The sequence below is a fragment of the Bradyrhizobium sp. 63_E2_N1_3 genome (assembly GCF_052076005.1).
GTDB lineage: Bacteria > Pseudomonadota > Alphaproteobacteria > Rhizobiales > Xanthobacteraceae > Bradyrhizobium > Bradyrhizobium barranii.
The window spans coordinates 4515095-4536371 of the sequence record NZ_CP197235.1 but is presented as its reverse complement, the minus strand read 5'-3'; the positions used below and the strand labels follow the sequence as shown (position 1 = coordinate 4536371).

General features: G+C 64.5%; 20 protein-coding genes. 10 read left to right on the top strand and 10 right to left on the bottom strand.

Features of this window, described 5'->3' with window-relative positions:
- Window positions 1–3 precede the first annotated feature (3 nt).
- Window positions 4–981, bottom strand: a complete 978-nt coding sequence (gene cysK, locus AB7531_RS21540; RefSeq protein WP_063983177.1) for a cysteine synthase A — start codon at window positions 979–981, stop codon at window positions 4–6.
- A gap of 223 nt (window positions 982–1204) precedes the next feature.
- Here cysK and AB7531_RS21535 point away from each other — a divergent pair, with 223 nt between their 5' ends.
- A complete protein-coding gene (locus tag AB7531_RS21535; protein ID WP_063983176.1) occupies window positions 1205–1423 on the top strand; it encodes a hypothetical protein in 219 nt (72 codons plus the stop codon).
- Here AB7531_RS21535 and tgt read toward each other — a convergent pair whose 3' ends face one another.
- Window positions 1424–2572 (bottom strand): tRNA guanosine(34) transglycosylase Tgt, encoded by a 1149-nt coding sequence (gene tgt, locus AB7531_RS21530; protein WP_063983175.1) that lies wholly within the window; start codon window positions 2570–2572, stop codon window positions 1424–1426. It lies immediately after the preceding gene.
- Between the two features lie 243 nt (window positions 2573–2815).
- Here tgt and AB7531_RS21525 point away from each other — a divergent pair, with 243 nt between their 5' ends.
- The 4 genes from AB7531_RS21525 (at window position 2816) to AB7531_RS21510 (ending at window position 6960) form a co-directional block, all read left to right on the top strand.
- Entirely contained in the window at window positions 2816–3970 is a 1155-nt protein-coding gene (locus AB7531_RS21525) for a patatin-like phospholipase family protein (protein WP_063983174.1), read from the top strand.
- 135 nt (window positions 3971–4105) lie between these two features.
- Window positions 4106–4852, top strand: a complete 747-nt coding sequence (locus tag AB7531_RS21520) for a TetR/AcrR family transcriptional regulator (RefSeq protein WP_063983173.1) — start codon at window positions 4106–4108, stop codon at window positions 4850–4852.
- Between the two features lie 249 nt (window positions 4853–5101).
- The gene (locus AB7531_RS21515) at window positions 5102–5704 is read left to right on the top strand and encodes a PepSY domain-containing protein (protein ID WP_063986357.1); all 603 of its coding nucleotides are present in this window, start codon (window positions 5102–5104) and stop codon (window positions 5702–5704) included.
- Window positions 5705–5922: 218 nt separating this feature from the next.
- Entirely contained in the window at window positions 5923–6960 is a 1038-nt protein-coding gene (locus AB7531_RS21510) for an aspartate-semialdehyde dehydrogenase (RefSeq protein WP_063983172.1), read from the top strand.
- A gap of 114 nt (window positions 6961–7074) precedes the next feature.
- On the opposite strand, the gene queA is transcribed toward AB7531_RS21510, so the two are convergent.
- From queA to coaD, 5 genes are all read right to left on the bottom strand, one after another.
- Window positions 7075–8148, bottom strand: coding sequence for a tRNA preQ1(34) S-adenosylmethionine ribosyltransferase-isomerase QueA (gene queA, locus AB7531_RS21505; protein WP_063983171.1), 1074 nt, complete (start codon window positions 8146–8148; stop codon window positions 7075–7077).
- A gap of 143 nt (window positions 8149–8291) precedes the next feature.
- On the bottom strand, window positions 8292–8756 hold the full coding sequence (locus tag AB7531_RS21500) for a peptidylprolyl isomerase (protein ID WP_071913717.1): 465 nt from the start codon (window positions 8754–8756) through the stop codon (window positions 8292–8294).
- Window positions 8753–9163, bottom strand: coding sequence for a hypothetical protein (locus tag AB7531_RS21495; protein ID WP_063983169.1), 411 nt, complete (start codon window positions 9161–9163; stop codon window positions 8753–8755). The genes AB7531_RS21500 and AB7531_RS21495 overlap by 4 nt, the downstream gene beginning before the upstream one ends.
- 9 nt (window positions 9164–9172) lie before the next feature.
- Window positions 9173–9748, bottom strand: coding sequence for a peptidylprolyl isomerase (locus AB7531_RS21490; RefSeq protein ID WP_063983168.1), 576 nt, complete (start codon window positions 9746–9748; stop codon window positions 9173–9175).
- Window positions 9749–9785: 37 nt separating this feature from the next.
- Entirely contained in the window at window positions 9786–10283 is a 498-nt protein-coding gene (coaD, locus tag AB7531_RS21485; RefSeq protein ID WP_063983167.1) for a pantetheine-phosphate adenylyltransferase, read from the bottom strand.
- Between the two features lie 249 nt (window positions 10284–10532).
- Between coaD and AB7531_RS21480 the strand changes: the two genes are divergently transcribed.
- From AB7531_RS21480 to AB7531_RS21460, 5 genes are all read left to right on the top strand, one after another.
- Window positions 10533–10790, top strand: coding sequence for a hypothetical protein (locus AB7531_RS21480; RefSeq protein WP_063983166.1), 258 nt, complete (start codon window positions 10533–10535; stop codon window positions 10788–10790).
- A gap of 192 nt (window positions 10791–10982) precedes the next feature.
- Window positions 10983–12836 carry a potassium transporter Kup gene (locus AB7531_RS21475; protein WP_063983165.1) on the top strand — a complete coding sequence of 618 codons (1854 nt, stop codon included), beginning with the start codon at window positions 10983–10985 and terminating at the stop codon, window positions 12834–12836.
- Window positions 12837–13593: 757 nt separating this feature from the next.
- The gene (locus tag AB7531_RS21470) at window positions 13594–15609 is read left to right on the top strand and encodes a TonB-dependent siderophore receptor (protein ID WP_187387691.1); all 2016 of its coding nucleotides are present in this window, start codon (window positions 13594–13596) and stop codon (window positions 15607–15609) included.
- Between the two features lie 4 nt (window positions 15610–15613).
- Window positions 15614–16777, top strand: coding sequence for a PepSY-associated TM helix domain-containing protein (locus AB7531_RS21465; protein ID WP_063983164.1), 1164 nt, complete (start codon window positions 15614–15616; stop codon window positions 16775–16777).
- On the top strand, window positions 16774–16968 hold the full coding sequence (locus AB7531_RS21460) for a hypothetical protein (RefSeq protein WP_063983163.1): 195 nt from the start codon (window positions 16774–16776) through the stop codon (window positions 16966–16968). Before AB7531_RS21465 ends, AB7531_RS21460 begins: the two co-directional genes overlap by 4 nt.
- Window positions 16969–17056: 88 nt before the next feature.
- On the opposite strand, the gene gyrA is transcribed toward AB7531_RS21460, so the two are convergent.
- The 3 genes from gyrA to AB7531_RS21445 form a co-directional block, all read right to left on the bottom strand.
- The gene (gene gyrA, locus AB7531_RS21455) at window positions 17057–19798 is read right to left on the bottom strand and encodes a DNA gyrase subunit A (RefSeq protein WP_063983162.1); all 2742 of its coding nucleotides are present in this window, start codon (window positions 19796–19798) and stop codon (window positions 17057–17059) included.
- Between the two features lie 168 nt (window positions 19799–19966).
- Entirely contained in the window at window positions 19967–20365 is a 399-nt protein-coding gene (locus AB7531_RS21450) for a DUF2306 domain-containing protein (protein ID WP_063983161.1), read from the bottom strand.
- A 202-nt stretch (window positions 20366–20567) separates the two neighbouring features.
- On the bottom strand, window positions 20568–21068 hold the full coding sequence (locus AB7531_RS21445; RefSeq protein ID WP_212451249.1) for a single-stranded DNA-binding protein: 501 nt from the start codon (window positions 21066–21068) through the stop codon (window positions 20568–20570).
- Window positions 21069–21277: the final 209 nt, after the last annotated feature.

The window sequence follows — 21277 nt, the reverse complement described above, 5'->3', positions numbered from 1 at the left end:
GTCCTAGATTCCCTCAAACAGAGCCGTCGAAAGATACCGCTCGGAGAAGGACGGCACTATAGCCAGAATGGTTTTTCCCGCAGCTTCCGGCCGCTTGCCGATCTGGAGCGCCGCCGCGATCGCCGCGCCCGAGGAGATGCCGCCGGGAATGCCCTCATGCCGCGCCAGCGCCCGGGTGGTCTCGATCGCGGTCGTCGAGTTGATCTTCACGATCTCGTCAATCACCGAGCGGTCGAGGATGTCGGGCACGAAGCCGGCGCCGATGCCCTGGATCTTGTGCGGCGTGTGCTGGCCGCCTGAGAGCACCGGGCTTTCCTCCGGCTCGACCGCCACGACCCGCAGGGACGGCTTGCGCGGCTTGAGCATCTGGCCGACGCCGGTGATGGTGCCGCCGGTACCGACGCCGGCGACGAAGAAATCGACGTTGCCGCCGGTGTCGTTCCAGATCTCCTCGGCGGTGGTGCGACGGTGCACCTCGGGATTGGCGAGGTTCTTGAACTGCTGCGGCATGACCGAATTCGGCGTCGTCTTCAGGAGCTCCTCGGCGGTTGCGATCGCGCCCTTCATGCCCTGTGCCGCCGGCGTCAGCACCAGCTCGGCGCCGAGAAAGGCCAGCATCTTGCGCCGCTCGATCGACATCGATTCCGGCATCACCAGCTTGAGCCGGTAACCGCGCGAGGCCGCGACGAAGGCGAGCGCGATGCCGGTGTTGCCCGAGGTCGGCTCGATCAGCACGGTGTCGGGCTTGACGATGCCGGCCTTCTCCATCGCGATGATCATGGCCGCGCCGATGCGATCCTTCACGCTCGCGGCGGGATTGAAATATTCAAGTTTTGCCAAAATCGTCGCGTTGACGCCGTGCATGCCCGGCAGCCGCTGCAAGCGCACGATCGGCGTGTCGCCAAAGGCCTCGACGATCGAAGAGTAGATCCGGCCGCGGCCGGGCTGGTGCGCTGCACCCGTGTTGGACGATGCGTCCATGATGAACTCCCTGTGACGACAATTTCTGTTTCTGCAGCGTCTCTTGCGCAGTAACGGACAGCTTGGGACGACACGCAAGCGACAATGCGGCACATGTTAAATACGCTGCATCGCAAAATCGCGTGAGCTGTAATTATCAGAAAACCAACGCATTTGTGTTGCGACCTCGTCAACTGATTCGGTCTATGTTAGACTTAGGTCTCAAAGCAGAGAGGTCACCACGATGTCAGCAATCGCTGAAGTGTTGTCGACCGTCGCACATCACCGCGCCCCGCGTTGCAGCGAGTTGCCGACCTGCGCCGTCTGCGCCGACTCGATGGTCGCCGCCGAAGCATCCGCCTACATCTCTGACCATATGATCAGCTATCTCTGGACCTGCGACAATTGCGGCTACGGCTTCGTGACCAAGCACGCCGTCAAGCAGCGGATCGTCTGCAACTGACTAGCGCGGGGCGATGTCGCCCCTCGCCCAGTCCTGGCGCGTACGCTGGTAGAACTCGTCGAACGTCCCGTGTGCGATCGCGTCCCTGATGCCCTGCATCAGGAACTGGTAGTAGGCGATATTGATCTCGGAGAGCAGCATGGCTCCCAGCGTCTCGCCCGCCTTGACGAGATGATGCAGGTAGGCGCGCGCGTAGTTGCACGCCGACGGCCAGGAACTCTCTGCGTCGAGCGGACGCGGATCGTCGGCGTGGCGCGCGTTGCGCAAATTGACCTGGCCGAAGCGCGTGAAGGCAACGCCATGGCGGCCATTGCGCGTCGGCATCACGCAATCGAACATGTCGATGCCGCGCTTGACCGCTTCGAGGATGTCGTCCGGCGTGCCGACGCCCATCAGGTAACGCGGCCGCTCTCTCGGCAGCATCGGTGCGGTCTCGTCGATCATCGCCAGCATGACCGCCTGTGGCTCGCCGACGGCAAGACCGCCGATCGCATAGCCGTGGAAACCGATTGCAACGAGGCCTTCGGCGCTGGCGTGACGAAGCTGCGGCACGTCGCCGCCCTGCACGATACCGAACAGCATGTAGCCGTCCGGCGCACTCTCGAAGGCGCGCTTGCTTCGCTCGGCCCAGCGCAGCGACAGCCGCATCGCCCGTTCGATGTCGTCCCGCTCGGCCGGCAGCCGCACGCATTCGTCCATCTGCATGGCAATGTCGGAGCCTAGGAAGCGCTGCACCTCGATCGAGCGCTCCGGTGACAGTTCGACCTTGGCGCCGTCGATATGCGAACGGAATGTGACGGCGTTCTCGGTGACCTTGCGCAGGTCCGACAGCGACATCACCTGGAATCCGCCGGAATCCGTCAGCATCGGCCCGTTCCAGCCGGTGAACCGCTGCAGGCCGCCGAGCGCCGAGATCCGCTCGGCGCCGGGACGCAGCATCAGATGATAGGTGTTGCCGAGCACGATGTCGGCGCCGGCCTCGCGCACCTCACGCCAGTGCATGCCCTTCATGGCGCCGGCGGTTCCGACCGGCATGAAGGCCGGCGTCCGCACCACGCCATGCGGCGTGGTCAGGCGCCCGGTGCGCGCGGCGCCATCGGTGGCGAGCAGCTCGAAATGATTGGGTAGACCTGTGTCGGGAAGATTCATGGTCGTGCTTATTGCGTGTCGGAAGAGGCTGATCAACCCGCTCGGACCACACCAGAGCCGACTTGTGGCTCAGACCGGGACACATTTGACGCCGACTTGATCGCCCGGCGCGCTTGCCAAACAAAACGATACAGTGTAGTTTTTGCGCGGGGCTGGACGAGATGCCGCGGTGAATTTTGCCGGCGGCAGTATTTGCGTGATCGCCAGCCACCGACAATGCCCTCCGCTTCATGTTCGACCGAAATGTCCGGCCCCTCGCGCGGCTGGATCAGACAGACAGGCGCCCGCCTGACCGGATTCCTGGTTCTGGCGTGCAGCCTGGCACTCGGCGCCTGCACCTCCCTGCCCCGCACGCCCTATACGGCCGCCGAGGCCAGCACGTCGCGCGTGCTCGATATCGACGGCCTGCGCCGCTACGCCGACGAGCCCGTCACGAAATTCAGCTTCGAGAAGGACACCAGCACCGCGACGAAGTCCTATCTGGCGCTCTCCGGCGGCGGCGCCGATGGCGCCTATGGCGTCGGCGTGCTGAGCGGTTGGACCGCTGCCAGAACCCGTCCCACCTTCTCGGTCGTCTCGGGCGTGAGCACCGGCGGCCTGATCGCACCCTTTGCGTTCCTCGGCTCGCAATATGACGACACGCTCAGGGAGGTCTACACCAGCGGCATCGCGGAGAGCCTCCTGAACGATCCCAGCATCATGCGTGTGCTGTTCGGATCCGGCCTGTTCGGCAACACGCGGCTGCGCGAGCTCGTCGCCCGCTATGTCGGTCCGGAGATCATGGCGCAGGTCGCGCGTGAAAACGCCAAGGGCCGAAAGCTGCTGGTGGTGACCACCGATCTCGACACCCAGCGGACCGCCATCTGGGACATGGGCAAGATCGCAGCGGTCGGAACACCCGAGGCGCTAAAACTGTTTCGCGACGTGATGGCGGCTTCCGCCAGCATTCCCCTGGTGTTTCCGCCTATCATGATCGACGCCGAAGGCCAGGGCCGCAGATTTCAGGAGATGCATGTCGACGGCGGCGTGACGGCGCCGGTGCTGACGCTGCCGGAAGCCCTGCTCTCCCAGGACCGCCTGCCCGGCAACGCGCGGATGAACATCTACATCCTCGTCAACAAGAAGATCGAACGCAATTTCGAGCTCGTGTCCAACAGCACCATCGACGTCGCCTCGCGCAGCCTGTCGTCGATCACCCAGTCGCAGACGCGCTCGATCATCTTCTCGACCTATGATTTCGCCAAGCGCAACAATCTCGGCTTCCACCTCTCCTACATCGCGCGCGATTACCCCGCGCCGCCTTCGGAAGGGTTCGACACCGCCTATATGCGGGCGCTGTATCAGTACGGATACGAGAAGGCTGCCTCCGGCCAGGCCTGGACTTCGAAGCTGCCGTGATCTCTCGTGACGGAACGAGACCGTGCCGAAACCGTTGACGATATGGCCAATTCGGCCAGATTCGCGATGACGCCCCCGCTCCCGCGCGATATAGAGCAAATGACGACGACTAGAAGCGCGCAGGAATCATTGGGCATGGGATTGACTGCGACCAAGACAAAACCGGCAGCGCCACGGCGCGAGTTGCCGAAATCACGCGGCGGCCGCCCGACGAAAACCGCTGCGATCGAGCGCGATCAGCGGCTAATCGAGGTTGCCACCCGCCTGTTCCTTGACCGCGGCTTCGACGCGACCTCGCTCGACGCGGTCGCGGAAGCCGCTCGGGTCAGCAAACCCACCGTCTATTCCCGTTACGGGGACAAGCGCGGCCTGTTTGCCGCCGTGCTGAGGCGCGAAATCGCACGCTGGCTTGCGCCGCTATCGGCAGCCGCCGAGACCCAGCTCTCCAGCGCCTCGGACATTTCGGTCGAGCAGCGGCTGGTCGAGATCGGGCGCGAGATGCTGACCTTCACCTGCGGGCCCGATGCCGTCGCATTCAGCCGCATGATGACGTCACAGGCCATCAACTTCCCCGACATCGCCAAGCTCGGCAAGGAGGAAGGCTGGCTGAAGGCCGTCGCCACCACGGCCCGCTTCTTCGACCGTCTGGTGGCGCAGGGCGCACTCGACGTCGACGACACCACGATCGCGGCAGAGGTGTTCCTCGACGTCGTCGTCGGTCACACCCACCGCCTGGCGACGTTCGGCACGGCGCTGGAATTGAAGGCCGCCGAGAAGCGCATGCGCGCGGCGATCAAGCTGTTTCTCGCCGGTGCGCTGGGACCCGCAGACCGCATCCAGAGCACCGCAAAAGGCACACAGCGGCGGCGCCCGTCCCGCTGACAATTCCGTGAGTGCGACGTTTCCCCTTCGAGGTTACGCCCGCGTCGTTGACCAAAACAAAACGATACGGTATGGTTTAGTTATAAGCGATACGGACCGCTTTTTCACCAGCCCCAAAGGGGTCCGTACCGCCGAAGATCGCCGTGCCGGGTCCAGCCCGCTGCGACGCTCCGCGGCCGGCCGATGCCCAAGGTCGGCCGCGAATTCTTTACGATCATCCGGCACACTCGCTGGCCGAGGGTTTCGAGCATGACGACAGCCAAACGATTGACCTCGCGATTACTTGCGATCGCCTTGCCCGCGCTGCTCCTTGCCGCGCCGGCGCAGGCGACCGTGGCCGCGGGCACGCCGACCGCGCTTCACGGCGACACAGATGGTGATGCCGAAGCAGACCGCCAAGCGGTCAGCCGCGAAATCGAACGATTCCGCAGCTCGTCGATCTCGATCGGCCAGGCCATGGCGATTGCGGAAGCCCGTCATGCCGGTGCCACGACGGCGGATGTGAGTTTCGACGGAGCCTCCGGCGTGCCGGTCTACCGGGTGAAGACCCTGCACAACGACCGCATCTGGCGCCACACCATCAACGCCGCAACCGGCGAGCTCGTCGGCGGCGAAGCCGCCCTCCCCCTCGCCGAACTCGATCTCGACGACCGCAGCAACCTCGCGGCGCTCGGTGCCATCAAGCACCGCCTTGCGGATGCCGTGCACGTCGCCGAACGTGCGGCCTCGGGCAAGGCGATCAGCGGCGGACTGGTGCGCGAACGAGGCCGGCTGAATTTCGCGATCGTCGTCATCAGCGGCGACAACCTCAAGGAGGTCATCCTGGAGCCGCCGGGCGCCCGGGCGAAATAGCGGCGGCCACAATCCCGCCGAAAAGCCATTGACGGGCGCGAAACTCTCCCGCATAAGTCGCCGCCATGTTCACGACCACCAAACGCACGACTAAAACCACCACGGCCTTCGGGGCCCGGGGAGGCGTGCGCGCGTAGGTCGTCGACTTAAACGCAATCCACTCTACCGAAGCTCCGACCTCTGGTCCGGGGCTTTTTTGTTGTCTTCAGCTCAATGCAATGGAGGAGAATGTGAGTAACGATCCCGTCGTCGCGATTGTCGGCGTCACCGGTGCGGTGGGCGCCGAATTCATCGCCACCATGGACAAGCGCGGCTTTCGCGTCGGCAAGCTCAAGGCGCTCGCAAGCGCCCGCTCGGCCGGCAAGACGGTGTCGTTCCGCGGGCAGGACGTCGTCATCGAGGAATTGACCGAGCGCGCCTTCGAGGGCGTCGACATCGCGCTGTTCTCCGCCGGCGGCAGCATCTCCAAGAAGTTCGCGCCTGTAGCGGTCAAGGCCGGCGCCGTCGTGGTCGACAACTCCTCCGCCTTCCGCATGGACCCGAACGTGCCGCTGGTGATCCCCGAGATCAACGCGAACCGCATCCGCGACCACAAGGGCATCATCGCCAACCCGAACTGCGCCGCCATCACCGCGCTGGTGCCGCTCTGGCCGATCCACCAGAAGAACCGCATCAAGCGCGTCATCATCTCGACCTACCAGGCGGCCTCGGGTGCCGGCGCCGCCGCGATGGACGAGCTCGTCGAGTCCACCCGCGCCAATCTCAACGGGCAGGTCTATACGCCCAAGGTGATGCCGCACCCCTACGCCTTCAATCTCTTCAACCACAACACCGCCGTCGACCCTGATACCGGCTACAACGACGAAGAGACCAAGGTCATCAAGGAAACCCGCAAGATCTTCGAGGACGAGAAGATCGCCATCGGCGTCACCTGCGTCCGCGTGCCGGTGCTGCGCGCCCATTGCGAGGCCATCACCTTCGAATGCGAGAAGCCGATCGGCGAGGACCAGGTCCGTGCCATCATGGCGCAGGCGCCCGGCGTGAAGCTCGTCGACGACCGCGTGAAGAACTACTTCCCGATGCCGATCGACGCCTCGGGCCAGGACGACGTCCTGGTCGGCCGCATCCGCAAGGATCTCAGCGATCCCTCAGGGCATTCGATCTCGATGTTCGTGGCGGCCGACCAACTGCTCAAGGGCGCCGCGCTGAACGCGGTGCAGATCGCGGAGCTCTTGCCGCAGCGCGTGATGGCGTAACGGAAGGTGTCGTAGGGTGGGCAAAGGCGCGCAAGCGCCGTGCCCACCACTTCTCTCGCGCATTTAAGAAAGATGGTGGGCACGCTTCGCTTTGCCCACCCTACGGCGCCGAAATTAGTCGCGCGCCCGAAACAACAAGCACGCATCCCCGTACGAATAGAACCGGTATTCTTCCGCGATCGCGTGCGCATACGCCTTCTGCATCGCTTCGAGCCCGGAGAACGCCGACACCAGCATGAACAGCGTCGACTTCGGCAAATGGAAATTGGTCAGCAGGATATCGACGGCACGGAAGCGATAGCCGGGGGTGATGAAGATCGACGTCTCGGCCGCGAACGGCTGGATGGTGCCGTCCTCGCCGGCCGCGCTTTCGAGCAGCCGCAGTGACGTCGTGCCGACGGCGATGATGCGGCCGCCGTTCTGCCGTGCGGTGTTGAGCCGCTCCGCCGTTTCGGCCGAGATCGTGCCCCACTCGGCATGCATCTTGTGGCCTTCGGTGTCGTCCACCTTCACCGGCAGGAACGTCCCTGCCCCGACGTGCAGCGTGATGCGGTTGATGCCGACGCCGCGGTCGCTCAGCGCCTGCTCCAGCGCCGGGGTGAAATGCAGGCCGGCGGTAGGCGCCGCGACGGCGCCTTCATTCGCCGCGAACATGGTCTGGTAGTCCGCGAGGTCCTGATCGTCGGGCGTGCGCTTCGAGGCGATATAGGGCGGCAGCGGCGGGCTGCCGAGATCTTCGATCGCCTGATCCAGCGCCGGGCCGTGAAACGAGAATGACAGTGTCACTTCACCATCGGTGCCCTTGGCCTCGACCTCGGCGTCGAGATGGCCGAGCAGGCAGACCTTACCTTCGTTGCCGAAACGGATGCGGTCGCCTGCCACGAGCTTTTTTGCCGGCTTCACCAGCGCCTGCCAGCGCGAGCCGTCGAGGCGCTTGATCAGCGTCGCCTCGATCTTGGGCTCGGTCTCGCGGCCGATGCGGCGGCCCTTGAGCTGCGCCGCGATCACTTTGGTGTCGTTGACGACGAGCTGGTCGCCCGGCTTCAGCCATTGCGGCAGCTCGGAAATGAGCTGGTCGCGCAGCGCGCCGCCTTCCACGACCAGCATCTTCGCGGAGTCGCGCGGGCTCGCCGGGCGCAACGCGATGCGCTCGGCGGGCAGATCGAAATCGAAGAGATCAGTGCGCATGTCGGGCTCAGCGCCACGCAGTCAGACCCTCATGGTGAGGAGGCGCGTAGCGCCGTCTCGAACCATGAAGGCCGAGCTGCAACAGCGGGGCCTTCATCCTTCGAGGCGCGCGTTCCGCGCTCCTCAGGATGAGGGTTGAGCGATTACTCCGCGTCCGCGGCCATCCGCGCCTTGACGATCTTGTCGGGGTTCTGGACGGGCTCGCCGCGCTTGATCTTGTCGACGTTCTCCATGCCCTCGGTGACCTTGCCCCACACCGTGTACTGATTGTCGAGGAAGCGGGCGTCGTCGAAGACGATGAAGAACTGGCTGTCGCCGGAATCGGGGCTGGCGGCGCGGGCCATCGAGGTGGTGCCGCGCACATGCGGTTCCTTGTTGAACTCGGCCTTCAGCTTCTTGCCGGAGCCGCCGGTGCCGGTGCCCTGCGGGCAGCCGGTCTGCGCCATGAAGCCCTCGATCACGCGGTGGAACACGATGCCGTCGTAAAAGCCCTCGCGGACCAGTTCCTTGATGCGCGCGACGTGGCCGGGCGCGAGATCGGGCCGCATCTCGATGGTAACGGGGCCCTGCGTGGTCTCGAGGATCAGGGTGTTTTCGGTGACGCTCATGCTCGTCTCTCTTGCGTTGGGGGTGAAGTCTTCCGGTTACGGAACTGGATCGCGAATGGACGTCCCGCGGCGGCGCCGGCCATTGCATCGGTAAATGGCATCGGCGTGCAGCGTTGCAGCGCCTCCATCACGGCGACCCGGTATTGCAGCCGGTCATTGTCGGAGGCCTCCGCGGATTCATAGGTAATCCTCGGATGGCCCAAAATGTTTCCGGCCCGGTTAAAGCTCACGACGACGGTGATGTCGATAGGGCGAGCCTTGCTGGGCGGCGGCGGCTTCCAGCAGGTCCGCAAGTGCTGGAAGATGTCCTGGATGGTGTTGACCTCTGCGTCTCCGGCGGCCGCGCCGGAAACGCCTGAAAGCAGCAGCGCGGCAGCCAGCAGAAGCCTATTGCCATAGCGCGCCATGGCCCCATCCTATTTGATGTCGGAAGCGACCTGGACCTTCACCATCTTGTCGGGATCGGTGACGGCACCGCCGGCCGAACCGGGCGGTGCCTTCTTCAGCTTGTCGACGACGTCCATGCCCTGCACGACCTCGCCGATCACGGTGTACTGGTTGTCGAGGCTGCCGCCGTCCGCGAACATGATGAAGAACTGCGAGTTGGCACTGTCGACGCTGTCGCCGCGCCGCGCCATCCCGACGATGCCGCGGGCGAAATGAACCTTGGAGAATTCCTGTTTCAGGTTCGGATATTTCGAGCCGCCGGTGCCGTTGAATTTCTCGCCGTCGCCGGTCTGGGCCATGAAGCCGTCCATGACGCGATGGAACGGCACGTTGTTGTAATAGCCCTCGCGCGCGAGCTGCTTGATGCGCTCGGCATGCTGGGGTGCAATGTCGGTCCGCAGCTTGATGACGATGCGGCCCTTGGTGGTGTCGATGACGATGGCGTTGGCCTTGTCGAGATTGGCCGGCAATTGCTGCGCCACCGCCGGGACCGCGCTGAAGAGCGCGGCAAAGATCGTGGCAAGAATTGCGAGACGACGGATCATGAGAACTCCGGATCAGGTAGGATGAAGAACTGCGCCGTTATCCGGCGAATTTGGCCTTGAGCAGGTTGGCGACGAGCGGCGGCACGAAGGTCGAGATATCTCCGCCCATGGCCGCGATCTGACGCACCAACGTGCCGGTAATTGGGCGGACGGCCGGAGAGGCCGGCAGGAACACGGTTTGGACGTCGGGCGCCATGGCGCCGTTCATCCCGGCGAGCTGCATCTCGTAGTCGAGGTCGGTGCCATCGCGCAGACCCCGAATCATGACAGTCGCGCCGTGCCGGCGCGCCGCAGTGACCGCAAGATCGTCGTAGGTCACGGCATCAAGCGTGCAGCCGACCTGGGCCGCGACCGGCCCGCAGACGTCATGGAGCATCTTGAGCCGCTCCTCAATTGAGAACAGCGGCTTCTTGCCGGGATGGACCCCGATCGCGACCACGAGCCGATCGCACAGGGGGACACTGTTCCGGACCACGTCCAGATGGCCGTTGGTGATGGGGTCAAAGGAACCCGGATAGAAGGCGATACGCGGCATGTCCCCGTCCTACCGCGCCCGGCCCGGTCCGGCAAGCCAGACGGGTTCCCTGCCGGTTTTTCGGCGGCGCCGAGTCGGAATTCCCCGAATTGTTTCGTCCTCGGGACGACCATGAAACAAAACGAAGTGCGAACGAAACCATTTCGGGCGTCCGCGAAGACGTCCGGAAACTGGCCATGGTTACTAATCCACCCAACGAATGACGGGCCGCACAACTGGGCGTAGCGGCCGCATCACAGGGGACCGTCAATGATCAAGACCATCTCGGCCATCGCTATTGCTGCGTTTGTTGCCGCCGCTCTCACCGTCCTTCCCGGTTTCGCTCCGTCCGTCGAAGCAAGCGTCCCGCAGCCGCTGGCCAAGAGCGACCGCCTCGATATCCGCACCGTCGGCAGGGACTGCTCGCAGCAGGCTTGGCCGAACTTCGAGGCATCCTGCCTGCGGCAGGCCGGCACCAAGGCCAATATCCGCGAGGCCCGCCTCGTGACCGCCGACCGGACCCCGTAGTCGGGGCTGTCAGCTTCGCGTCATATAAACCCCGAGATGAATCCCATGGATATTTGCGACGTCCCGTCGCAGACTGTCTGATGCTCGCGCCCGTCGGAATGGCCCGGCGGGCGCGATCCCATCGGGGGGTCGACCTTGTCCAGTACGCCCGCAGTCGTTTCCGGCCATCACCCTGACCCTCTGCCGATTGCCATGACCATGGGCGCCCTCGGGGTTGTCTATGGCGATATCGGCACCAGCCCCCTCTACGCCCTGAAGGAAGCCGCCAAGGCGGCCGCCCATGGCGCTACGGTGACTCCCGAAGCTGTCCTGGGCGTTGCCTCGCTGATCCTCTGGGCGCTGCTGCTGATCATCTCGCTGAAATATGCGCTTCTGATCCTGCGCGCGGACAATCGCGGCGAAGGCGGCATCGTCGCGCTGCTGGCGCTATTGCATGCCCGCCACGCCCAGCCCGGCACCTGGCGCGCGCATCTCCTGGTGGTCGGCCTCGTCGGCGCTGCTCTCCTTTATGGCGACGGCGCGATCACCCCGGCGATCTCGGTGCTCTCAGCCATCGAAGGCCTCAAGGTCGATGCGCCCTCGCTCGCGCCGGTCGTCGTGCCCATCACCGTCGCCATCCTGATCGGGCTGTTCATGATCCAGAAGCAGGGCACGGGCTTCATCGGCCGCATCTTCGGGCCGGTGATGCTGGCCTGGTTCTTCGTGCTGGCCGCGCTCGGCGTCCACGGCATCGTCAAGGCCCCGGCTGTGCTCGCGGCACTGAGCCCGCTCTATGCCTTCAACTTCCTGATCCACCAGGACTTCCACATCTCCTTCGCGATCCTCGGCGCCGCCTTCCTGGCGGTGACCGGCGGTGAAGCGATGTATGCCGATATGGGCCATTTCGGCCGCTTCCCGATCCGGCTTGCCTGGTTCGCGATCTGCCTGCCCGCGCTGGTGCTGAACTACTTTGGGCAGGCCGCGCTGCTGATCACCGATCCCGCGATGATCGAGAACCCCTTCTTTCAGCTCTGCCCGGACGCCCTGCACTATCCGCTGGTCGCCTTCTCGGCGCTCGCGACCGTGATCGCCTCGCAGGCGATCATCTCCGGCGTGTTCTCGCTGACCCAGCAATCGATCCAGCTCGGCTTCCTGCCGCGCATGCAGATCCGCCACACCACGAGCCACGCGATGGGCCAGATCTACGTGCCGCTGGTGAACTGGCTGCTCGCTGCCGCAACGCTCGGCGCGGTCCTGAGCTTCGGCACCTCGGAAGCACTCGCCGGCGCCTACGGCATCGCGGTGTCGCTGCTGATGGCGATCACCACGCTGCTCGCGGCCCTGGTCGCGATCCAGTGGGGCTATTCGCCGTGGATCGTGGTCGCCGTCAACGGCTTCTTCTTCGTGATCGACGTGATCTTCTTCTCCGCCAATTCGATCAAGCTGTTCGAGGGCGGTTGGTTTCCGCTGCTGCTCGCGGCCCTCGTCGCCTTCATGATGCTGACCTGGCGCAGCGGCGTGAGGCTGGTCGAGGCGGCGCGCGCGAAGCTGCGCCAGCCCGAGGAGGACCTGATCGAGACCGCGGTCAACAAGTGCAGGGCCAGACTGCCCGGGACCGCCGTCTTCCTGGCATCCGCGCCGCGCGGCGTGCCGCTGGCGCTGACGCAATTCGTCAAGCACAACCACGTGCTGCATGAGCGCATCGTCCTCGTCACCGTGCTGATCGAGGAATCCCCGCACATCACCGATGAAGACCGCGCCGAGGTGATCGAGATCATCCCCGGTATCACCCGCGTGGTCCTGCACTACGGCTTCATGCAGAATCCGACGATCTATGCCGGCCTGACGCTCGCCTGCCGCCAGGGCAAGCTGCCCGGCATCGACCTCTCCGACATCACCTACTATGTCGGCCGCGAGACCATCATCCCGAGCGAGGACATTCCGGGCATGTGGGTCTGGCGCGAAGGCCTGTTCGCCTTCCTCCAGCGCAACGCCGAACGCTCCGCCGCGTTCTTCGGCGTGCCGACGAGGCAGGTGGTGGAGTTCGGCACCGAGCTGGAGATCTGATCGTCGTGCGGATCGCCCGTTCAGGGCAAGGCAGGCTTCGCACCACGCGTCTCGATGAGATGCCGATCACCGACAGGTAGAGCTCGTCACGCTCCGCTTACCCGGGAGTGTGCGACATTCGCGCGCACCTCAATCTTGTCTGGCCCATCACCAGACATACGCAGCAACAAATTCCAATGTTTTGTCGATCAGTTAGCTTCGCTTTTTTAGAAGTTCTAAGAATGTCTCCAATTATGACGTTTCGAGTGATTCAAAATTCGTCCAACTCGACGCTCGCAATGTCGCCATCTAACACGCGCGCGGGTGCGAAGTCGCGTGAGGTCAGAAGGATCATCCCGCCGGCGCGGCGATCGCCGGATGGGGCGCTGACATGGAATGCGATGGACACGGCCTGCGTGGTCGTGCGGACTATTTTTTAAGGAACACTTTCAAGAGCACAGCCAGCGCACTCACGCTCGGCTGCTTGCTGATGGCCGTCACGCCGGTGAACGCGCAGAACACTGGCCAATCCGGTGCATCCGCGTTGCCGCCGGTGACAGTCGACGCACCCGTTCAGCGCGCGCAACGTCCGGTCCAGGTCCGGCGCAACGCATCGGCGCGGCGCAGTGCGAGCCAGCGGTCCGCTCAACAGGCCAACCGTTCGACAGTACAGCCGGAGCCCCAAGCGCTGGTGGGAACAGCAGCACGCGTCAATGCCGGGACCAACGGATTCGTCGCAACGCGCGCCTCTGGCGCGACCAAGACGGATTCATCGATCATGTCGACGCCGGCATCGATCGCCGTCATCACTCGCGACGAAATGAATGTGCGGCAGGCGCAGAGCATCCGCGACCTCTTGCGCTACGCGCCAGGAATCTATTTCAGCAACGATACCGATTTCCGCTTTCAGAACGTCAGCGCGCGCGGCTTCAGCCTCGAAACATATCTGGACGGGCTGCGGCTCCAGGGCGGACCGTTCGGTGCGCCGCGGGTCGATCCCTATTTGCTCGAGCGCGCCGAGGTGATCACCGGGCCGGCATCAATTCTCTACGGCGCCGCATCGCCCGGCGGCATCCTCAACCTCGTCAGCAAGCGCCCGACTGAAAATCCGTTCGGAGAAGTCTCCCTGCAAACCGGCTCGTTCAACCGGATCCAGGGCGCCTTCGATGTCGGCGGCCCCGTCGACAAGGACAAGACGCTGCTCTACCGCGTCACCGGTATCGGCCTCAACGCCGACACCCAGGTCGACAATATCGGCGAGCAAAGATTTTCGATCGCGCCGGCCTGGACGTGGCGTCCGAGTATCGACACCACCATCACCTTCCTGACGAGCTACCGGCAGGACCCGAAGGGTGGTGCCTTCGCGCTCTTGCCGATCCAGGGCACGCTGGTGCCGGGGACGTTCGGGCAGATCCCGCGCAATTTCTTTGCCGGCGATCTCAACTACGAGACTCTCAAATACAAGCAGGCAACCGCCGGCTACGAGTTCGAGCATCGTTTCGACGACGTCTTCACGGTGCGCCAGAACGTACGCTACCTGCACAATGAGCTCAGCTATGTCGAGGTGCAGCCCGGCGGGTTCACGACGACGGGCGCGGGCGGCACGCTCCGGCTGGTCGACGGCCGCACGATCAACCGGAGCTACTTCTCGACCAACGAGAACCTCGACACATTCGCTGCCGACAACCAGCTCCAGGCCAAGTTCAACATGGGACCGCTGCAGCACACGGTGCTTGCCGGCCTCGACTACCAGCGGTTCGACTTCAACAATCTCGCCCGTTTCGCTGCCACCAACACGCTCGACATCCTGGCGCCGAACTACACGCAGAACATCGCCGTCCCCACGGCGCTCTTCCAGAACCTCGACCAGCACCTGTCGCAGCGCGGCCTCTACGTCCAGGACGAGGCTAGGCTCGGCCGGCTCACCGTCCTCGGCGGAGTCCGCTACGACTGGGCCGAGGGTAATACCCTGGCGCAGAACACCGGCGTTCGCGTCCTGAACGACGACCAGAAGCCAACCGGCCGCATCGGCGCGATCTACAATTTCGACAACGGCATCGCGCCCTATGTCAGCTACTCGACCTCGTTCCAGCCGACCTCGGTCGGCACGCTGCTGAACGGCCAGCCGTTCAAGCCGACCACCGGCGAGCAGTATGAAGGCGGCGTGAAGTATCAGCCGGTCGGGACCAATCTGATGTTCACTGCCGCGGTCTACGATCTCAAGCAGCAGAACGTGGCAACGGTCATCAGCGGCCCCGGCATTCCCGCCAACACCACGGCGCAGGTTGGCGAGGTCAGCTCGCGCGGGTTCGAAGGATCCGTCGTCGGCAGCCCCCTGCCCGGCCTGAGCCTGCGCGGGCAGTACTCCTATCTCGACAACCGGATCAGCTCGCCCCAGGACGTGAATTTCGGCAAGCGGCTCGCCAACGTCCCGATGCACACCGCCTCGCTCTGGGCCAACTATCTGGTGCAGGGCGGTCCCGCCACCGGCTTCGGCTTCGGCGGCGGCGTCCGCTACGTCCACGACATGTACACGACCAACGCCAACAATCTGACGGTTCCGACCATCGTGCCGGGCGTCTTCCTGCCCGCCGCCACGGTGCCGGCCAGCACGGTGTTCGATGCGGTGCTGTCCTATGATTTCGGGATGCGGTATCAGCAGTGGAAGGGCCTCAGTGCGGCGGTGAACGTCAACAACGTGTTCGACAAGACCTATGTCTCGTTATGCACGGCCGGCGGCTGCCGCTGGGCGCTGGGGCGCACGGTGCTGGCGACGCTGACCTACCGGTGGTGAGAGGATGACAGCACAGTCAGTCAAATGGTGGTCGCTGGTCCACAAATGGACCAGCCTAGTCTGCACGCTATTCCTCCTGATGCTTTGCATCACCGGGCTCCCACTGATCTTTCATGACGAGATCGACGAGCTCTTCAAGTCGGAAGCCTCGGCCCGGGAGCTCCCGGCGGATACTCCGCAGGCTCCGCTAAGCCGGCTGGTCGACGCCGCCAAGGCGCGCTATCCGCAGCGCTACCTCCAGGTGCTCGGCTGGGACGACGATCGCGCCAACATCGTCAACGTATTCCTCTCGGCTACGCCCGAAGCTCCCCCCGGCCAACGTTTCCTGAAGCTGTCATTCGATTCCAGGACCGCGGAACTGATCGGCGAAGACACGCAGCAGGGCGGCCTGATGAGCGCCATCCGCATATTCCACCGCGACATGTTCTTGGGGTTGCCGGGTGAACTGTTTCTCGGCGTCATGGGCCTGCTGTTTGTCATCGCGATCGTTTCCGGCATCATGCTCTACGCGCCCTTCATGCGCCGGCTCAACTTCGGCACGGTGCGTCGTATCGGCGCGTCGCGGGTCAAATGGCTCGACCTGCACAATCTGATCGGCGGAGTGACTCTCATATGGCTGCTTGCCGTCGGCGTCACCGGTGTCATCAACACGATATCGTTGCCGCTGTTCTCCGCCTGGCGCGCGGAGGTGATGCCGGAGCTGATCGCGCCGCACTTGGGTAAGCCGCCGCTTGCGAAATGGGCCGACGTCGACGACGTCATGGCCGCAGCACGTCGCGCGCTCGACGGCAATACGCCGGCCAGCATCATCTTTCCGACGGTCGCACGGTTCGGGACACCACGGCACTTCATCGTCTGGACCAAGGGCACGACGCCGATCACCTCGCGCCTGTTCACGCCCGCGATGCTCGACGCCGAAACCGGGCAGCTCGTCACCGCGCGTGGCTTGCCGTGGTATCTCAGGGCGTTGCAGGTATCGCGCCCGCTTCATTTCGGGGACTACGGCAGCCTACCGCTGAAGATCATCTGGGCGCTGTTCGATCTTGCCGCCATCGTCGTGCTTGCCAGCGGCGTCTATCTCTGGCTCGGCAAGCGCAAATCGCCTCGCGCCACCACGCGCGCGCAGGACGGGCCGCCTGTCGTAGCGACATCCGGGATCCGTCCATGAAGCGCGAGCGCCACACCATGGACGAGATCTTTCGCTGGCCGCTCCTGCTCGCGGGGCTCATCCTTGTCGGGCTGGCGTCGGCGCTGTTCGGCGACGATGGCTGGGACGCGCTGTCCTGGGCAGCACTGGCAATTCCGCTGGCCGTGCTCGGCTGGAAGGCATCGCGCCGGCCGCATCTTCCAGGATCATAGGCCGGACACCGGCGCGTTGTGCCGTGCCGGACCTATCCGGTTGATTGCAACCGTCAACGGGGACGACACCTGACGGGATCGGCTCGATCTACGAACCGTTCCCGTTCTCGCCGTTCCCACTATCGGCCTCTTCCGTGATGTGCTCGACCGAGACGACGTGCTCGTCCTCGGCGGTGTCGAACACGATCACGCCTTGCGTCGAGCGGCCGGCGATGCGGATGCCTTCGACCGGGCAGCGGATCAGCTGGCCCTTGTCGGTGACCAGCATGATCTGGTCGGCGTCTTCCACCGGGAATGAGGCCACCAGATTGCCGTTGCGGTTGTTGACGCTCATGGCGACGATGCCTTTGCCGCCGCGGCCAGTGGTGCGGTACTCGTAGGACGAGGTCCGCTTGCCGTAGCCGTTGACGGAGACGGTGAGCACGACCTGCTCGGCCGCCGACATCTCGACATAGCGCTCCTGCGGGAGCTGGAAGCTGCCGGAGGTCGTCTCTTCGGCCTCGGCATCCGCCGGAGCCTCGTCGACCACGGCTTCGCCGGCCACCGCACGACGCATCTTCAAATAGGCCGAACGTTCGTCCGAGGTGGTCTCCATGTGGCGCAGGATCGCCAGCGAGATCACCTTGTCGCCCTCGGCAAGCGCAATGCCGCGCACGCCCATCGAAGTGCGGCCGGTAAACACGCGCACGTCGGGGACGGGGAAGCGGATGCACTGGCCGCCGGCGCCGGTCAGCAGCACGTCGTCGCGCTCCGTGCAGATCTGCACGTCCACGATCGCTTCATTCTCATCGAGCTTCATGGCGATGATGCCGGAGCGGCGGACGTCGACGAAGTCGGACAGCTTGTTGCGCCGGACGTTGCCGCCGGTGGTGGCGAACATCACGTCGAGGTTGCCCCAGGTCGATTCATCCTCCGGCAGCGGCATGATGGTGGTGATGCGCTCGCCCTGCTCCAGCGGCAGGATGTTGATCAGCGCCTTGCCGCGCGCGTTCGGCGCGGCCATCGGCAGGCGCCAGACCTTCTCCTTGTAGACCTGGCCGCGCGACGAGAAGAACAGCACCGGTGTGTGCGTCGACGCCACGAACAGGCGGCTGACGAAATCCTCGTCGCGGGTCTGCATGCCGGCGCGGCCCTTGCCGCCGCGGCGCTGCGCCCGGTAGGCCGACAGCGGCACGCGCTTGACGTAGCCGGCGTGGGAGACGGTGACGACCATATCCTCGCGCTGGATCAGGTCCTCGTCCTCGACCTCGCCCTCCTGCTCGATGATCACGGTGCGGCGCGGGGTCGCGAACTCGGCCTTCACCTCGGCGAGCTCGGTCTTGATGATGCCCAGCACGCGGGCGCGCGAGCGCAGGATGTCGAGATAGTCGGCGATCTCGCCGGCGAGCTTGTCGAGCTCGTCGCGGATTTCGTCGCGGCCGAGTGCGGTGAGGCGCTGAAGGCGCAGGTCGAGAATGGCCCTCGCCTGTTCCATCGACAGCCGGATCGTGCCGTCCTCGCTGATGCGGTGGCGCGGATCGTCGATCAGCGTCAGCATGTCCTCGACGTCCCGTGCCGGCCAGTCGCGCGACATCAGGGTGTCGCGGGCAGTGGTCGGGTCGGGCGAGGTCCGGATGACGCGGATCATCTCGTCGATATTGGCGACCGCGATCGCCAGACCAACCAGGATGTGGGCGCGATCGCGCGCCTTGGCGAGCAGGAACTTGGTGCGACGCGTGACGACCCGCTCGCGGAAGTCGACGAAGATCGCCAGCAGGTCCTTCAGATGCATGATCCGCGGACGGCCGCTGTCGAGCGCCACCATGTTGACGCCGAAGCTCGTCTGCAGCGGCGTGAATCGGTACAGCTGATTCAGCACCACATCCGGCACGGCGTCGCGCTTCAATTCGATGACGACGCGGTAGCCGTCGCGGTCGGATTCATCGCGCAGGTCGCCGATGCCCTCGATCTTCTTTTCCTTGACCAGCTCGGCGATGCGCTCCACCATCGTCGCCTTGTTCACCTGGTAGGGAATCTCGGTGATGATGATCGCCTCGCGCTCCTTGCGGATGGTCTCGATCGCGACCTTGCCGCGCATGACGATGGAGCCGCGGCCGAGGTGGTAGGCGGCGCGGATGCCCGCGCGTCCGAGAATGACGCCGCCGGTCGGGAAATCCGGTCCCGGAACGATGTTGATGAGTTCCTCGATGGTGAGCGCAGGATTGTCGATCAACGCGACGCAGGCGTCGATGACCTCGCCGAGATTGTGCGGCGGGATGTTGGTGGCCATGCCGACCGCGATGCCGCCCGCCCCGTTGACCAGGAGGTTCGGGAACTTGGCCGGCAGGACCGACGGCTCGGTTTCGTTGTTGTCGTAGTTCGGCTGGAAGTCGACGGTGTCCTTGTCGATGTCGGCCAGCAGAGCCAACGCCACCTTCGTCAGTCGCGCTTCGGTGTACCGATAGGCGGCCGGGGGATCGCCGTCGACCGAGCCGAAATTGCCCTGGCCGTCGATGAGCGGCACGCGCATCGAGAAGTCCTGCGCCATCCGGACCATGGCGTCGTAGATCGACTGGTCGCCATGCGGATGATATTTACCGATGACGTCACCGACCACGCGCGCCGACTTGACGTACTTCTTGTCGGGCGTGTGCCCCTGCTCGTTCATCGAGTAGAGGATGCGGCGATGAACCGGCTTCAACCCGTCGCGCGCATCAGGCAGCGCACGCGCCACGATCACGCTCATCGCGTAATCGAGGTAGGACTTCTTCATCTCCTCGTAGATGGAAACGGGACGAATGTCCGAGGGTTGCGCCGGCTGGTCGCCGGGCTTGTTGTCGTCGTCAGCCAAGGGGAAATCCGGTGAGATTTTATCTGGGAATCATATAGCGCATCGCCCCCCTGATAACCACCCTTGCGAGGTCTGGGGAAGCGGTTTTTCCGACTGTTTTTCCAGAGACTTACGAGCTCAGCACCACTGCCTCGAGCGAAGCCGGAATGAGCCGCCGGGAACCACGTCCTAGGCTCCGAAAATCACCCGGTGCATGATCCGTCCAGGCACGAGCGTGAACAGCCCGGCAATGACGAGCGCGCCGACGAACGTCATGATCATGATACGCCGGTGATCGGCGACCCGATGGGTATGCGCCCGCCACACCGCGAGCGGTAGCATCACCAGCGTGAAGATCGACAGGAGATGGATCGGGCTGAACGGCCCGACCAGACGGATCTGGTGGATCCAGAACGACGAGGCCGCCACCACCGCCATCAGCGCCACCCAGATCCAGCCGATCGTCCGGTGCGGCAGCGTTCCCTTGGGGGCAGCAAACTGGACAAGGCCGAGCACGAAGGCGGCCATGGCGGCAAAGGCGTGCAGCGGGATCGCTGGAGCGGCCTCAAGCAGCGGCGCAACGCTCATGCAGGGGTCTCTCCGATCGACGGCCAACCCATGTGAACAGGGTTAACATCAAGTTAATACCATTCACATCACGCCTCGTCAAAGGCTTGAGGCAGCACATGAGGCAAGCCCGGAAAAACCGAGCCTTGCCCGTCAATTCGTAAGGAAACCTGTCGCTCTACGCGAGCAAGGTGACATCAGGGGCGAAGCGCCCCCGCCCGTCTCAGAACGGGATGTCGTCGTCCATGTCGCTGTTGCGGCCACCGCCGCCGCCGGCGGCCACAGCGCGGCGCGGCGCGCTGCTGACGGGACCGGAGGAGCCGAAATCGCCGCCCGGCTCGTCGCCGAAGCTGCCGCCTCCACCGCCGCCGCCGCGGCCGTCGAGCATCGTCAGGGTCGAGTTGAAGCCCTGGAGCACGACCTCGGTGGAGTACTTCTCGGCGCCGCTCTGGTCGGTCCATTTGCGGGTCTGGAGCGCGCCCTCGATGTAAACCTTCGCGCCCTTCTTCAGGTACTGCTCGGCGACCTTGCAGAGCCCTTCATTGAAGATCACGACGCGATGCCACTCGGTCTTTTCCTTGCGCTCGCCGCTATTCTTGTCGCGCCAGGTCTCCGAGGTGGCGATGCTCAAATTCGCGATCGGCCGCCCGTCCTGGGTGCGGCGGATTTCGGGATCCTTGCCGAGATTTCCAACCAGAATGACCTTGTTGACGCTTCCCGCCATCGCCGCTCTCCACTCCGAATGCCACTGAATTTTAGAAGGCCCGGGACGCGCCCGCGTCCTCTGCAACCTGTTGACGCGACCCTATACGCTTGCGCGGACGGATCGGCCCGTCACCCCTCCACTTATCCCCATATATAGCACCCCTGGCGGGTTCGTTCCAGATTTGTTCTTATGACACCCCTCACCTTGTTGCGTTGGCAAGACGACAC